We start from the raw sequence: 15,688 nt of genomic DNA, 5'->3' as shown, positions 1-15,688 counted from the left end.
TGTATGGCTTGTACGATATTGAAAGCCATACTCTCCTTTCATAGGTTATAAGACTATTATAACATAAAGCAAGCAAAAAAGTTCATTGAATTAGCACTCTGTAATAATGAGTGCTAAAAATAAAACGTGTTACAATTGTAGTTGAGGTGAAACATGGATTACACAATAGCATTGAATGACTTGCGTGATGGCAAGATAGATGAAATTAAAATCAACCCCGAGAACTTTCCAGCATTCCAAAAGGCGTGGGCGTTATTTGCGTACCAAAATGCGATTCGAGGTGTTGCACACGCCCACGGTCAGGTGACGTATGTCCGTGCAAATTAGTATACGAAAAGCAGGTTTTTTATGCTACAATGTTATAAGTTAAGTAAAAAATAATAGTATTTTAAATGGCAATTAAAGGGGCAGTGACGTGGCATTTTCATTTGGACAACGCAATGTCGGTATTGATTTAGGTACCGCAAACACTTATGTATATATTGAAGGTCGTGGCATTGTTTTGCGTGAGCCTTCAGTTGTCGCGCGTAACACTCAAACAAACGAAGTAGTTGCAGTCGGTTCAGAGGCAAAAGATATGTTGGGTCGCACACCAGCTAGTATTGCGGCTATTAGACCAATGCGAGATGGTGTTATTGCTGACTATGATACAACAGTTGCAATGATTCGTTATTATTTGCAAAAAGCCCTTGGGGGTCGTATAGGTAAGCCATATGTTACCATTGGTGTACCTTCTGGCGTGACAGCAGTTGAACGGCGTGCTGTAATTGACGCTGCTCGCGTTGCAGGTGCACGCGATGCCTACGTTATTGAAGAACCTTTTGCCGCTGCCGTTGGAGCAGGGTTGCCCGTTATGGATCCTACTGGTTCAATGGTTGTTGACATGGGTGGTGGTACAACGGATGTTGCGACAATTTCTCTAGGCGGTATTGTATCGAGTCGCTCAATTCGTATTGCTGGTGACAAGTTAGATGAAGCAATTGCCAATTTTGTACGTAATAAGTACAACGTTACGATTGGTGAACCAACTGCCGAACGCTTGAAAATTGAAATTGGTGCTGCGTCACTAGATTTGGCGCGTACTTTACCCAATGCAACCGTACGTGGTCGCGATTTGCTGACAGGATTACCAAAAACAATTGATGTTACAGCGGAAGATGTTGCTGCTGCTATTCAAGAGCCAGTGCAAGAAATTGTTGCAGCTATTCGTGAGACTTTGGAATCAACACAGCCTGAGTTGGCAGCTGATGTGATTGATCACGGAATGGTTCTAACTGGTGGCGGGGCATTGTTGCGCGACATGGATAAAATTATTCAGGAAGCGACTAAAGTACCTGTTCTGATTGCTAACGAACCACTAGATGCTGTGGCGATTGGTACTGGAGAGGCATTAAAGTCAATTGATGTCATGCGACAAAGTTAATCTTAATTTTGTGTTTTAGAGCGTGGCGCTTGCGCTACGCTTTTATATTTTTAAGTTATTTTGCGGTTAGTGGCATACGCTGCTACTTCACGTTTTGGGGAAAAACATGAAAAAAATATTTTCATCACGTACTGTAGTCACATTGATTGTTAGCATTATTGTGATCGTTAGTTTAATAGCAGGATCAAATTGGTGGGCTAAACGCACAAATACGCCCCCTTTTTTGCAGAGGTTTGGGAATGATTTGGCTGGGGGCGTCAGTCGCGTTATTGCTGTTCCTACAACGGCAATCGGTCGGACAGCCAACAGCATTGGAAACTTGCTTGATACTTTTGAAGAAAATAAAGCCTTAAAAGCAAAAATTGATGCTTTTGCGCAAGACAAAGTTAGGCTTCAAACTGTAGAAGAAGAAAATAAGTCTCTTAAAGAACAGTTAAAATTGAAAGCAACGTTAACAGATTATAAAACAATATCAGCTGTAACAATTAGCCGCTCGCCAACTACCTGGCAATCACAGCTTGTTATTAATCAGGGTTCGAACGCTGGCTTAAAAAAGGGTATGCCGGTTCTTGCTGGCGCTGGTATTATTGGACGTATTAGTGAAGTTAATACCACTAACTCAAAAGTCGCTTTAATTTCTGATACAAGTTCTGATGCTAATCGATTTGCTATCACTATAAAAGGTGACAATGGGGATGTTAATGGCATTGTAACAAGCTTTAATCGTGAAAAAAATCAGTTGATCATGGGACAGGTGACTTCTGATAATAAAATCAAAAAAGGTGACTTAGTCGAAACATCGGGACTCGGTGGTGTTATTCCTGCTGGTTTATACGTTGGAAAAGTTGCTAAAGTCAGCACTGATGATTATGGTTTGTCAAAGAAAATCTATATTGAACCAGCTGCTGATTTGGGCAACATCACGACGGTGATGGTTGCAGTTTCTCAGATTGGAGCAAACTAATGGCTTTTTGGCAACTAACAAGATTACGTGTCATTTATCCGATATTGTTGATATTGACATTATTTATTGATGGGACATTGATGTCAGGATTAGGTGGCATATTAACACATTTTCCATGGCATGTTTTACCTACCCTCACACTAGGATGGGCGTTTCTGGGTGTACAGTTTGATGTTGACAATGACTTGCCACTATGGTTTTATGTTGCGCTTGTGGGTATTTTGTTTGATATGTACTATACTGGCATTTTTGGTACTTATACGTGCGCATTCTTGGCCGCAGTCGGAGTCATGAAGCAGCTTCATCGTATTTTAGATGAAAGATTATTAAGTGGATTATTTCTCTATTTAGCTGGATTAGTGGTGTATTTATTCATCACCTATTTTGCCGGTTTTATCATTGGACTAGCTAATATTAGCTTGTTGACGTTCTTGATGTATGAAGTGCTACCAACAGTCTGTCTAAATGTTGGGTTAGCAGCTGTGGTTTATTATCCGATATGGTCTTTTTTTCAATTTTTGCGTTGACAAATTAGATAATCCTAGTATAATTAGAAACATATAATAAAACGTTGAGCGAAAGAGTAATTTTTCATAGTATTAAGAGAGTTTGCGGTTGGTGTGAGCAAGCAACTATGATTGATGAACCACATTCGCGAGTGAATGATTGAATTGAGTAGGTCATGCCGGTGATGCCCGTTATTGCATACAGTCTTTGACTGATTGAGGTGTTGACAGTGATGGCAACATAATCAAGAGGTGGTACCGCGTTAAACGCCCTCTAAATACTAATTGTATTTAGAAGGCGTTTTTGTTTAGTAGTAGATTGACTGATTGAGAAGTTTTGTGTGAACAAAACTTAAACTTGGGGTGGCACCACGCTTTAGCGTCCTCTTGCAATGATAAAATCGTTGTAAGAGGACGTTTTTCGTTTTATGATATATCAAAATTATAATTAATTTCTTAAAAGGAGTACAGGACATGAGTTATTTAGCGACAATATTACCGAGTTTGTTATCAGGTTTGAAAATGACATTGGGGATTTTCTTTCTAACTATTGTTGGATCAGTACCATTGGGGATCATTGTTTCTTTGGGATTGAAATCACAATATTTCACTATCAGATGGTTAATTAATGGTTATATTTGGATTATGCGTGGAACACCATTATTGCTTCAGTTGATTTTTATCTATTATGGTCTAGGCATGATTGGGGTAACATTTCCTCGTTTTGAGGCAGCAATAATTGCATTTATTATTAATTATGCAGCTTATTTGGCGGAAATATTCCGTGGTGGGTTACAGGCGATACCCGTTGGACAATATGATGCTGCCAAAGTATTAGGATTCAACAAGTTTCAGACATTTTTCAAAATCATTTTGCCGCAAGTGATTAAAATTGTAGTTCCGTCATTTGGTAATGAAGTGATTAATTTAGTTAAAGATACGTCACTTGTTTATGTTATTGGTCTAGGTGATATGCTTCGGGCCGGAAATATTGCTGCAAGTCGTGATGTGACATTGATGCCATACTTGTTAGTTGGTTTGATTTATTTATTAATGACTGCAATCGTGACGCTGCTATTACGTCGTAGTGAAAAAGTACTAAATACTTGGAGGTAAGCCGATGTTAACCATTAAAAATTTGACCAAAATGTATGACCAAAATGTCATCTTCAAAAACCTAAATCTGACAGTGCAAGAGGGTGAAGTTCTCAGTATTGTCGGGCCATCTGGTATTGGAAAGACAACTTTGATTAAAATAATGGCAGGATTAGAGCCTGCCAATGGTGGTGAAATTACAATCAACAATGAAGCAATTAGTATAGATGGTGAGCGATCAGACGCTAATATTGGGCTCATTTTTCAAGATTTTAATCTGTTTCCTAATTTTACAGTAATGGATAACATTACTTTGGCACCTGTTAATGTCAATAAAGTGCCAGCTGAAAAGGCTAAAGAACAAGCCTTATCACTTCTGGAGTCACTGGGTATGGTGGACAAAGCGGATTTATATCCATATCAACTTTCAGGTGGTCAAAAGCAACGTGTTGCAATTGCGCGGGCATTAGCAATGAATCCTAAAATATTAGCCTACGATGAGCCCACTAGTGGTCTTGATGAATCATCTACGAAACAAGTAGCAGAAGTTGTGAAAACATTAAAGTCTCGTGGTGTAACGCAAGTGATCATTACTCATGATCAATTTTTTGCAGAGATTGTCTCTGATCGTATCTTTGATTTTGCTAAGGAGGTGGCACGCTAATGCCGAGTCTGAAAAAGAAAATTATTGTCAACAGTTTTGTTGGATTACTTTTTGTGGCTGTCGTTGTGTGGGCGGGTCTCGCGCTATCGCGACCATCACAAACAAACACGAGCAGTAATCAAACGACTGTGCAGACTGATGAGTGGTCGAGAATTAAAAAAGCTAAACAGATTACGATCGGATTAGATGATACATTTGTACCGATGGGTTTTCGTGATAAAAATGGTAAACTTGTCGGGTTTGATGTTGATCTTGCTAACGCAATTTTCAAGAGCATGGGCATAAAAGTTAAATGGCAACCAATCGATTGGTCAATGAAAGAAACAGAATTGAATACTGGCAACATTGACGCAATCTGGAACGGTTACACTATTACGGCAGCCAGAAAAAAGCAAGTCGCATTTTCCACCCCATATCACAAGGCCACACAGGTTTTGGTAACGTTGAAAAAAAATAATATTAACAGTTTTGCTGATATGAAAGATAAGGTTTTAGGCGATCAAACTGCTTCAAGTGGTGATGAGGGATTTAATAAATATCCAAAGGTCTTAAAACAATATGTCAAGAATAATTCTGTTGTAGGATACGATACCTTTGATAAAGCATTCAATGATTTGAACGCTGGACGGATTGATGGTCTATTGATTGACGAAGATTATGCCCGTTACTATGTCGCACATCAGGCTAATCCAAGTGATTATACAGTGACCGTTGGGGATTTTCCAACTGATCATACAGGTGTTGGATTCCGTAAATCAGACAAGGCGCTTCGAAAGGCTGTTGACAAAGAATTAGCGATTTTTGAAAAAGATGGTCGTTTACAGAAGTTGAGTACAAAGTGGTTTGGAAAGTAGTTAAAATCATGAAAGCGCCGAATTGGCGCCTTTTTTTGTGTTAAAATATGATTATGCCTAAATCAGTTTAACGGGGGAGATATGCTTAGAGATTCATTTTGGATTATGATAATTTTTACCTTAGTTGTCAATACGATAGTAGCTTTTATTACAGTTTTTCGCCAGAAGCGAGATATTGCGACAATTTGGGCATGGATGTTAGTATTGCTTTTTCTACCAGTAATTGGATTTGCTATTTTTTTCCTAGCGGGCAGTCGTATCTCCAGTAAAAAAATTTTTCGTTTGAGAACACAAGAGCAACGTGGTCTTGAACAAATTGCGATTAACCAACGTCATCAATTGGCTGATATTGAAACATTATTGCCTATTCCTGAAAGCGCTAGCGAGCTATTGGGTTTATTTTTGACTTCTGACAAATCTGTATTAACACGTGGTAACAAGATTACGACATTCACTAATGGTGAAAGTAAGTTTGAAGCTTTATTTGACGATATACGTATGGCAAAGGAACATATTCATTTAGAATATTTTACGATTTATGATGACACCATTGGTAATCAGTTAATTGATTTGTTAACCAAAAAAGCCAGTGAAGGTGTTGAAGTGAGAGTTATTTTTGACCAGTTTGGTTCTCATGGGCAGCATGTTGACATGTATAAACGGTTACGGGCTGCTGGTGGGGTAGCCGTACCCTTTTTGATGCGTCGTTTTCAAGTTCTGACTTTGCGTTTTAATTTCCGAAATCACAGAAAGATTGCAATAATTGACGGAAAAATTGGTTACATTGGTGGTTTCAATGTTGGAGATCAATATTTAGGCAAATTCAAAAGATTTGGCAATTGGCGTGACACACATACCAGAATTTCTGGTGATGCGGTATTGTCACTACAAAGTCGTTTTTTGATGGATTGGAATGCCACAGCTGAAGGCAAAGAAATATTGACACAAACGACAGCGTATTTTCCTGAAAATTTTTCATTACCGGGTAAATCTATGATTCAAATTGTTTCAAGTGGACCTGATAATGATATGAAGCAAATTAAACAAGGTTTTATGCGGATGTTTGCTTCTGCACGAAAAAAAATAATGATTCAAACACCTTATTTTATTCCTGATTCACCAGTTTTAGAAACATTGGAAATTGCGATTTTGTCAGGCGTTGAGGTTTGCTTGATGATTCCAAGCATGCCGGATCATCCGTTAGTTTATCGTGCAACTCAGTACTATGCAAAGGAATTAATTGACTTAGGAGCGACTGTTTATCGTTATGACGGTGGCTTTCTACACAGTAAAGTGGTGATGATTGATAATGAGGTGGCCACAGTGGGATCTGCTAACATGGATATTCGCTCGTTTTCACTTAATTTTGAAGCTAATGCGTTCATTTATGATCCCGAATTTGCGGTACAATTAGAGGAACTCTTTATAAAGGATATTGAGGAATCAACACTTTTGACAGCGGATTATTTTGATCAACAGTCTGTCTGGATGAAATTCAAGCAAAAGTTTAGTCGATTATTCTCGCCAATATTATGAAAAAATACAGAATTAATTCAGGGGTAAATTTAGTTGTTTTACCCACCACACAATTTAAAACACTGCATATTGCCATTGATTTTGTGGCACCTGCATTAACCTCTAATATTAGTGCGAGATCGCTTTTATCTTATCTTATGGCAGTTAGTGCACGGCAATATCCGACACAACAAGACGTGGCGCAAAAAACAATTGATTTATACGGGGCACAATATCAAACTGATGTGTATCGCTTTGGTCAAACACATCATGTGCGCGTGACACTGCAATTGCCAGCTCCTGATTACGTTGATGACGGCAATGATTTGTTAGTCGATGCGTTTAGTTTTTTACAAGAAATGATTTTTGACCCGCTTCTAGATGGTCAAAAATTTGACCGAAACGTCTTTGCCAAAGAGCAACAAAGCCTGATTAATGAATTAGAAAGCATTAAAGACGATAAATCACGCTATGCAATTAGTCAATTACGAAATATCACTTACGATGTGCCAAATTTACAATCATCATCAGCAGGTGACATTGATTTGGTCAAAAATTTGACATCTGAGTCGCTCTACACTGCTTACCGGAATATGATTTCAAGTGATCTTGTTAATATTGTTGTTTTGGGTAATGTCAATGAAAGTGATGTTGAATCAATAATCAAGGACTGGTCGATTTCTCCACGAAGGCTACCAGTATTGCAGCCATTTTATCGTCAGGCGCTACGGCCAGCCACTGTTGAAAAGAAGCAATATCAGCGGGACATTAACCAAGCAATGTTGACATTAGCAATGCGTTTGAATGTACCACCGTTGGATAAACAAAGATTTGCGGCTATGGTGATGAATGCTTTGTTGGGCGGATCTCCTTTGTCTAAGTTGTTTATGAATGTACGAGAAAAAGCGTCGTTGGCATACAGCATTTATTCAAAATGGCAATATGATACTGGTTTCTTATTGATTGCGGCCGGCTTAGATGCTGACAAAGTGGTGCAAGCAGAAAAAATGATTGACGAAGAGATTCTGGCAATTCAAAACGGTGACTTTGAGGACAAGGTAGTAACCTCAATTAAAAAAAGTTTGATAAATGATTATCTCAGTCAGCAGGATTCGCCTAATAGCCAAATAGAAATTGCTTTTTCACGTTTGCTGACTGGTAGTGAGACTAGTGAGTCTGAATGGATTAGCCAAGTACAGGCGGTCACTACCAATGATATTCGACTTGTAGCAAAAAAACTTCAGATACAGAGCAGATTTATATTGTTGCCTAAGGAATAGCATGCTAGAAAAGTATTACAAACAATTAAAAGAAAAAGTATTAATCGAAACAATGCCGGATGGGTTAAATGTGGTGATGGTGCAAAAACCGGAGTACCACAAGACATTTGCTGTTTTGACAACCGACTATGGTTCACTTGATGAAAAATATCAGATAGGACATGACTCACCGAAGCAAATTCCTGCTGGCACTGCTCATTTTTTAGAACATAAACTTTTTGAAAAAGAAAATGAGGATGCGTTTACGCGTTTTGGTCAATTAGGGGCGGATGCTAATGCCTTTACAAATGCATATCAAACCAGTTATTTATTTTCTACGACGCAACATGTTGTACCCGCACTCCAGCATCTTTTGCAATTTGTCCAAACACCTTATTTTAGCGATAAAACGGTTGCAAAGGAGCAAGGCATTATTGGGCAAGAAATTCAAATGTACCAAGATGATCCAAATTGGGCTGTTTACATGGGCATCTTGTCTATGATGTATCCTGACTCGCCAATGGCGCACGATATCGCGGGTACACAACAATCTATTGCTACGATTACACCAGAATTATTATATGATGTGCACCACGCTTTTTACCAACCTAGCCAACTCACACTGCAAGTAATTGGTCATTTTGATGCACACGAAATTTTAGAAACAATTAGTCAAACACAACAATCTTTTTCAACCACCTCTTCAGAAATTAAGCGGTTAGTGCCAAATGTTCAACCACTTAGTAGTCTATCTACCACACGTCAGTTTAATATTTCACGCCCCAAAGTTGCATTTGGAATTCGCATTGATGGCAAACCATTAAACGGGACAAATATTACGAAGCGTACTTTAGCGGCAGACTTACTATTAGATTTACTTTTTGGTGAGCAAACGGACTGGTATCAAAAGTTGTATAATGAAGGTATTATTGATTCAGAATTTGACACATCTTTTGATTTAATACGAGAGTATCAGTTCATCACTATCTTCGCTGAAACAACAGCCTATCAGGCTTTAGAAAAGGCGATTCAAACGCAAACTATTCAATATCGAAGTGCGCTAAAAAATCAGGTCCACAGTTTTGAACAACTTAAACGAGCAACAATCGGTGAAGGCATACAACGCCTGAATTCACTTGAAAATATAGCACTTCGAGGAGATGATGCCTTGTCTGGGGTTAATCTTTTTGATAAGATAGAGTTGTTACAAGATTTAACATTTGATGACATTCTTGTAACAGCCGATAAAATTTTTCAGAATGCAGTGCTGCAACGATTTGTGTTGCAAAAATAGGTTTTAGGACATTTATGAGTGAAACATTAACCAATCAAATTGGCGAGCAGTTAAAAGCTGCTCGCCAAGCCAAAAATTTATCATTGGATGATATTCAGGATATTACCAAGATTCAACGTCGCTATTTGGTGGCGATTGAAGAAAACAATCTCAGCGTCTTGCCGGGAGATTTTTATGTACGCGCTTTTATTCGTCAATATGCCTTAGCTGTGGGTTTACATCCAGACGAGGTTTTAGGGGAAAAGCCACCAGTGTCGATTTCACGTAGTAGTGATTTGAGTCGTGCGCACCAAGATGATGATGGGATTATGCGCGCCGGAATTGATCACACAATGACGGCTAGGTCTAGATTGTCCAACTTTATGCCGACAATATGGATAGGTCTGCTGATTATTATTGCACTTGCGGTGATTTGGTTTGTTCTGACTCACGTTGGTACTGGGACGTCACAAAACAGTGATGGCGGGAATGTTTCTGTTTCGTCTTCGGCTGTACCAAAATCTTCGTCAAGTAACACTTCATCTAAAAAATCAAGTTCCTCAACATCTGCCTCTAGCTCTAGTGCAAAAAAGTTGGATTTGGGTTCTCCAGAAACAAATGCCAGTCTACAAACAACGATTTTTAATTTATCTGATGAGAACGCAAAAAAGCATACTGTTGTGATTAAAGCACAAAGTACAGGGACAACTGTCAAGGTTAGCGATGGGAATAACGCCATATTGTTGAATGAGACGGTTTCGGCTGGTACTGATAAAACAGTCGAAATCCCATCCGGTACGAACTCTTTCAACGTGCAATTTACCAACGTTAGCAATGCAACCTTAACTGTGGACGGTGAATCTGTACCAGTAGATGGTGCGACAACTGCTTTTTGGAATGTGTTATTTAATCTAAATAAATAGAAGGATGTCCCATGAATTTACCTAATAAATTAACCGTTTTTCGTATTATTTTAATTCCGATTTTTATCTTGTTATTAACACTGCCATTAGATTGGGGAAACGTAAAGTTGGTGGGTACTGCAGTGCCCACCACATGGTTGATTGCGGCAATTGTCTTTGCAATTGCTGCAATAACTGATTTTCTAGATGGTAAAATTGCACGGAGTCAACACTTAGTAACAAATTTTGGTAAGTTTGCAGATCCATTAGCGGACAAATTATTAGTGATGACTGCTTTGATTTTTCTGACTAGTTTTGGGGTTGTGCCAGCTTGGATGACTGCCGTTATCGTCATTCGTGAACTGGCTATTACTGGCTTAAGAACACTGATCGTTGAAAATAATGGTCAAGTATTAGCTGCACAAATGCCCGGTAAAATCAAAACTTTTTCTCAAATGTTTGCAATTTTCTTTTTGTATATTCATAATGCACCGTTCGCCGTGATTGGCTTTCCAATAGGAGATGTCTTATTGTGGATAGCAGTCATATTTACGATCTATTCAGGATTGGACTATTTTTGGCAAAACAGAGTTGTTTTTTCTGACGGTTTATAATACCTTTTTAAAGCGCGGAAAGCGCTTTTTTCGTATAACAAAGTATGAACAAAAGACAACGAACAAATGTTCGAAAAAGACTTGCTTTTGGTTCTAGAAACAGTTACACTAATCAAGTAAGATAAAAGGAGTTCGCCGCATGGTAACAAAAAAGACGACAAAAAAAGATGATAAAGCTAAAAAGGATGGCCGACAGGCTGCACTTAATGAAGCGCTAAAAAAAATTGAAAAAAATTTTGGTAAGGGCTCTGTGATGACTCTAGGAGACAATGCGCTGACCCAAGTGGAAACAATTCCCTCGGGATCTGTTAAGTTAGACATTGCTTTGGGCGTTGGTGGCTACCCTAAAGGGCGTATTATTGAGGTTTACGGGCCAGAATCTTCTGGAAAAACAACCATTGCACTACATGCTGTTGCTGAAGTACAAAAACAAGGGGGGACAGCAGCGTATATTGATGCTGAAAATGCCTTAGATGTTAAGTACGCAGAGGCTTTAGGTGTCAAAAAGGATGAACTATTACTTTCTCAGCCTGATACAGGTGAACAAGGACTAGAAATTGCCGATGCCTTGGTACAATCTGGAGCGGTTGATATGATTGTGATTGATTCAGTTGCTGCGCTAGTGCCTCGCGCTGAAATTGAGGGTGAAATGGGCGACGCACATGTCGGTCTTCAGGCTCGTTTAATGAGTCAGGCTTTGAGAAAGCTTGCTGGGACTCTAAATCGAACAGGGACTATCGCTATCTTCATTAATCAAATCAGAGAAAAAGTCGGTGTCATGTTTGGTAACCCAGAAACAACACCTGGTGGTCGTGCACTTAAGTTTTATTCAACGGTTCGCCTAGAAGTTCGTCGCTCGACACAAATTAAAGATGGTACTGATGTAACTGGTAATTTAACGAAGGTTAAAGTTGTAAAAAATAAGGTTGCCCCACCGTTTAAGGTAGCAGAAGTAGACATAATGTATGGTAAAGGAATTTCACAGACCGGTGAGATTTTGGATTTGGCAGTTGATCAAGATATTATTGATAAGGCCGGTGCTTGGTATGCATACGAAGGTGAGCGAATTGGTCAAGGGCGAGAAAAAGCTAAAGATTACCTTGATGATCCTGAACACGCTGATTTAAGACAGGAACTTTATATTAAAGTTCGCCAAGCGTATGGCATCAATGGTGATGGCGATGATGTTGCGCCAACCTCAGATGTGCCTGTAGAAAAGGATGGTGCGGTTAGTCAAACTGCAGACTTGGATTTGGGCATTGATGATGATCTAACAGATGAACCAATTGTATAAGTTATGTAAACATTTTAGGAAAACGCTAGGGCGTTTTTCTTTTTTTTGTTACAATGCAGATAATAGATTCCATGGAGATTAACATGACTAAAATATTGGTTGTCGATGATGAAGTAGCAATTTCAACGTTGTTGCAATATAATTTGGAGCAAAATGGGTTTGAGGTGACAACGGCAGGGGATGGTAGTTCCGCTTATCAATTAGCGAAATCAGAACAATTTGATGCAATTTTACTAGATTTAATGTTACCTAACGTGGATGGCATGACAGTTTTAAAACAAATTCGTCAAGATAAAATCACAACACCAGTCATTTTAGTGACGGCCAAAGGGGACGAATTTGACCGAGTGTTTGGTTTGGAACTTGGTGCTGATGATTATATTACCAAGCCGTTTAGCCCACGAGAAGTGATTGCCAGATTAAAAGCAGTGTTACGCCGTTCACAAATACCCACCGTTGAATCAGAAGAAACTGTGATTACGATTCAAGACTTGAATATTAACGATGGCAAAAAGATTGTTACTAAGGCTGGTCAGAGTGTTGCATTGACACCACGTGAATATGATTTATTATTGTATTTCGCCCAGCGATTGGGTCGCGTGATCGATCGCGAAACTATTTTGACCGCAGTTTGGGGCTATGAGTATACTGGTGAAAGCCGTATGGTCGATATGCATATTAGTAATCTACGTGAAAAAATAGAAACAAATCCCAAGTCCCCGGAAATATTGAAAACAGTTCGTGGATTTGGCTATACAATGATTAATTGACGGTCCTAGACCGTTTTTTTTGTAAATATGTCTTTACAATTATTTACATAAACACGACGAAAATAGGTTACTATTCCTAACAATGGCACCGTATTATATAACTTGTAAACAAGGAGTGGCCCCCAAGAGCCTCTACTACGACCTTGTTTTCATTACATAATCCAAAGGGAGAAGTACATCATGAACAAAAAAGTTGCAGGTATTATTGGAGGAATCGTTGTCATTGCGGCAGGGATTGCGTTATATACCTCTGCTAATAACAAGTCGAGTGACAGCAAATCATCATCAACGTCATCGACGAAAGTTAGTGGTAAAGTGCTATCTTTGGGATCAACTGCTTTGCAGCCATTGGCAGAACAAGTTGCTTCCTCGTTTCAAGATAAGAATCCAGATGTTACAGTGACAGTTCAAGGTGGTGGTTCAGGTGCGGGTCTTAGCCAAGTATCAGACGGATCAGCGCAAATTGGTAACTCAGATGTTTTCGCTGAAGAAAAAGAAGGCGTAGATGCAAGCAAGTTAGTTGATCATAAGGTTGCTGTTGTTGGTATTGCACCTGTTGTCAATAGTGATGTTCAAATTAGCAATATTTCAAAGACGCAATTGCGTGAGATTTTCACTGGCAAAATAACGAACTGGAAAGACGTCGGTGGAAAAGATGAAAAGATCGTTGTGATTAACCGTGCAACTGGATCAGGCACACGTGCTGTGTTTGAAAAGAATATCTTAGATGGTCAAAATGCCGTGCAAGCAACTGAACAAGATTCAAATGGTACTGTTCAAAAAATTGTTAAAACTACACCCGGTGCTATTTCATATCTAGCATTTGCTTACTTAGATGCTGATGGTATCAAGGCACTTAAATTGGACAACGTTAAGCCTAGCAAAGCAAATGTTGAAGACAATTCATGGCCTATCTGGGCATACGAACACATGTATACAAAGGGTAAGGCAACTGGTGCCACTAAGGCATTCTTGGATTACTTCTCAACAAAATCAGTTCAAAAGACGATTGTGCCAAAGTTGGGTTACATTGGTTTGACAGATATGAAAGTAACACGTGATTCAAGCGGAAAAGTCACTGACAAATAACTAAATGATATTATTAATTCAAAACAGGGTAATACCTGTTTTTTTGTTAATCAAATTAGTGCTGATTTTTGTAACGAAGATGATATGATAAACGTATGAAAAATAAATTTGAAAAATTCATTATTATTTTGGGTTTAAACTTGATTTTACTGATCTCCTTAACTCAAATAGTGTCATTGACAAGGCAGACTTTGACTGCTTTAATTTTTATTGTGATTTTGATTTCAATTGTCGAGGCTTGGCTCTCTCAACTTTGGGAAAGGAGTGATGCGACTGAATTAGCTGTGATGAAAAAAAGGATGCAGGACACGTTAGACGGCGAGACACCTAGAGGTGTATTAGTATCACCTGAATCACCTTACTATGACTTGTTGCAATCTTTTAACGCATTACAGACATATGTTCGGCATTCTCAATATGATAATAAACGTGATGTTGGCAATTATCAAACATTACTTACTAGCTTACCTGTTGGCGTGATCAATGTTGATCGACATCATACGATTGATGTTTTTAATCAGAAAGCTGCTGATTTATTGGGGGTTTCTTTACCAAAATTACCGATTTCAGAAAATTTGATAATTCGTCAATTTACATTATCGGAGTTAATTAGCCAAACATTTAATACACAATCAAAGCAACAATCAATTCTAAACCTAACAATCAATGGCGAAACGCGTCAATACGATGCCAGCACACTATACCATCAATCTGGCGCAGAGGGTGAAGTCATGATTATGCTTTATGATTTGACGAGTGTTTTGCAAATTGAACGTATGCAGGCAGACTTTTTGGCCAACGCTTCGCATGAGTTTAAAACACCGCTGACTGCGATCACGGGATTTGTTGAAACGTTACAAGGCCCTGCCGGGGATGACCCTAAAACGCGAGCTCAGTTTTTGACAATCGTAGCAAATGAGTCGCAGCGTCTTTCTGATTTAGTAAATGATATTTTGTCTCTGTCTCGTCTCAAACATAAGGCTGATGGAGAAGTGTCAATGATTAAAGTCTCTGAAATTATCAATCAACAAATTCAAAAAATTAATAGTCAACGCGTTAAAATTCACAATGATGTTGCAGATAGATTCGAAGTGGTGGGTGTTTCTGAAGATGCCACGACGATTATTCAAAATTTATTGACTAATGCCGTGAAGTACAATGTTGAAAATGGTGAAGTGTGGGTGACGGCCAAAAAAGATAAATCACAATGGACTTTAAGTGTTCGAGATTCTGGGATTGGTATTCCTTTGAGTCAACAATCACGTATTTTTGAAAGGTTCTATCGTGGTGACGAGTCTAGACAGCGCAAAATTGCCAGTGGTACTGGTCTTGGGCTGGCAATAGTAAACGAAATTGTGACCAAACATAACGGTCAACTGCAAGTGAAATCTCAAGTAGGCGTTGGAACAACTATTACACTGACGTTGCCTTTGTAAAGAAGATATTGTGACTATCTTCTTTTTTTG

General features: G+C 38.8%; 16 protein-coding genes and 1 other annotated feature. All 16 genes read left to right on the top strand.

Going from position 1 to position 15,688, the window contains the following annotated elements:
• Positions 1–153 precede the first annotated feature (153 nt).
• The 16 genes from FF105_RS02270 (at position 154) to FF105_RS02195 (ending at position 15,658) form a co-directional block, all read left to right on the top strand.
• Entirely contained in the window at positions 154–327 is a 174-nt protein-coding gene (locus FF105_RS02270; RefSeq protein ID WP_010281286.1) for a hypothetical protein, read from the top strand.
• 88 nt (positions 328–415) lie between these two features.
• Positions 416–1,423 (top strand): rod shape-determining protein, encoded by a 1,008-nt coding sequence (locus FF105_RS02265; RefSeq protein ID WP_004914314.1) that lies wholly within the window; start codon positions 416–418, stop codon positions 1,421–1,423.
• A 106-nt stretch (positions 1,424–1,529) separates the two neighbouring features.
• Positions 1,530–2,387 (top strand): rod shape-determining protein MreC, encoded by an 858-nt coding sequence (mreC, locus tag FF105_RS02260; protein ID WP_010281291.1) that lies wholly within the window; start codon positions 1,530–1,532, stop codon positions 2,385–2,387.
• Complete coding sequence (locus FF105_RS02255; protein ID WP_010281295.1) at positions 2,387–2,914, top strand: rod shape-determining protein MreD; 528 nt, start codon at positions 2,387–2,389, stop codon at positions 2,912–2,914. Before mreC ends, FF105_RS02255 begins: the two co-directional genes overlap by 1 nt.
• Before the next feature lie 35 nt (positions 2,915–2,949).
• Positions 2,950–3,171 (top strand) — a binding site (T-box leader).
• A gap of 196 nt (positions 3,172–3,367) precedes the next feature.
• The gene (locus FF105_RS02250) at positions 3,368–4,009 is read left to right on the top strand and encodes an amino acid ABC transporter permease (RefSeq protein WP_010281297.1); all 642 of its coding nucleotides are present in this window, start codon (positions 3,368–3,370) and stop codon (positions 4,007–4,009) included.
• A gap of 4 nt (positions 4,010–4,013) precedes the next feature.
• On the top strand, positions 4,014–4,652 hold the full coding sequence (locus FF105_RS02245) for an amino acid ABC transporter ATP-binding protein (RefSeq protein WP_010281299.1): 639 nt from the start codon (positions 4,014–4,016) through the stop codon (positions 4,650–4,652).
• Positions 4,652–5,506 (top strand): amino acid ABC transporter substrate-binding protein, encoded by an 855-nt coding sequence (locus tag FF105_RS02240; RefSeq protein ID WP_010281303.1) that lies wholly within the window; start codon positions 4,652–4,654, stop codon positions 5,504–5,506. The genes FF105_RS02245 and FF105_RS02240 overlap by 1 nt, the downstream gene beginning before the upstream one ends.
• Before the next feature lie 81 nt (positions 5,507–5,587).
• Positions 5,588–7,042 carry a cardiolipin synthase gene (cls, locus tag FF105_RS02235; RefSeq protein ID WP_139967137.1) on the top strand — a complete coding sequence of 485 codons (1,455 nt, stop codon included), beginning with the start codon at positions 5,588–5,590 and terminating at the stop codon, positions 7,040–7,042.
• Positions 7,039–8,301 (top strand): EF-P 5-aminopentanol modification-associated protein YfmF, encoded by a 1,263-nt coding sequence (gene yfmF / locus FF105_RS02230; protein ID WP_139967136.1) that lies wholly within the window; start codon positions 7,039–7,041, stop codon positions 8,299–8,301. Before cls ends, yfmF begins: the two co-directional genes overlap by 4 nt.
• Position 8,302: 1 nt before the next feature.
• Positions 8,303–9,574 (top strand): EF-P 5-aminopentanol modification-associated protein YfmH, encoded by a 1,272-nt coding sequence (gene yfmH, locus FF105_RS02225; protein ID WP_010281310.1) that lies wholly within the window; start codon positions 8,303–8,305, stop codon positions 9,572–9,574.
• 14 nt (positions 9,575–9,588) lie between these two features.
• Positions 9,589–10,476, top strand: coding sequence for a helix-turn-helix domain-containing protein (locus FF105_RS02220; RefSeq protein ID WP_010281313.1), 888 nt, complete (start codon positions 9,589–9,591; stop codon positions 10,474–10,476).
• A gap of 11 nt (positions 10,477–10,487) precedes the next feature.
• Positions 10,488–11,069: a CDP-diacylglycerol--glycerol-3-phosphate 3-phosphatidyltransferase gene (gene pgsA / locus FF105_RS02215; RefSeq protein WP_010281316.1), complete on the top strand. Its 582-nt coding sequence runs from the start codon at positions 10,488–10,490 to the stop codon at positions 11,067–11,069.
• Between the two features lie 139 nt (positions 11,070–11,208).
• Positions 11,209–12,363 carry a recombinase RecA gene (gene recA, locus FF105_RS02210; RefSeq protein ID WP_010281319.1) on the top strand — a complete coding sequence of 385 codons (1,155 nt, stop codon included), beginning with the start codon at positions 11,209–11,211 and terminating at the stop codon, positions 12,361–12,363.
• An 83-nt stretch (positions 12,364–12,446) separates the two neighbouring features.
• Positions 12,447–13,133: a response regulator transcription factor gene (locus FF105_RS02205; protein WP_010281321.1), complete on the top strand. Its 687-nt coding sequence runs from the start codon at positions 12,447–12,449 to the stop codon at positions 13,131–13,133.
• A gap of 180 nt (positions 13,134–13,313) precedes the next feature.
• Positions 13,314–14,222, top strand: coding sequence for a phosphate ABC transporter substrate-binding protein (locus FF105_RS02200; protein ID WP_010281324.1), 909 nt, complete (start codon positions 13,314–13,316; stop codon positions 14,220–14,222).
• Between the two features lie 95 nt (positions 14,223–14,317).
• On the top strand, positions 14,318–15,658 hold the full coding sequence (locus FF105_RS02195; protein ID WP_290046306.1) for a sensor histidine kinase: 1,341 nt from the start codon (positions 14,318–14,320) through the stop codon (positions 15,656–15,658).
• Positions 15,659–15,688 lie beyond the last annotated feature (30 nt).

The organism is Leuconostoc sp. UCMA20149 (assembly GCF_030400235.1).
In the GTDB taxonomy this organism is placed as follows: Bacteria; Bacillota; Bacilli; order Lactobacillales; family Lactobacillaceae; genus Leuconostoc; species Leuconostoc pseudomesenteroides.
This window is presented reverse-complemented; position numbering and strand designations above follow the sequence as displayed.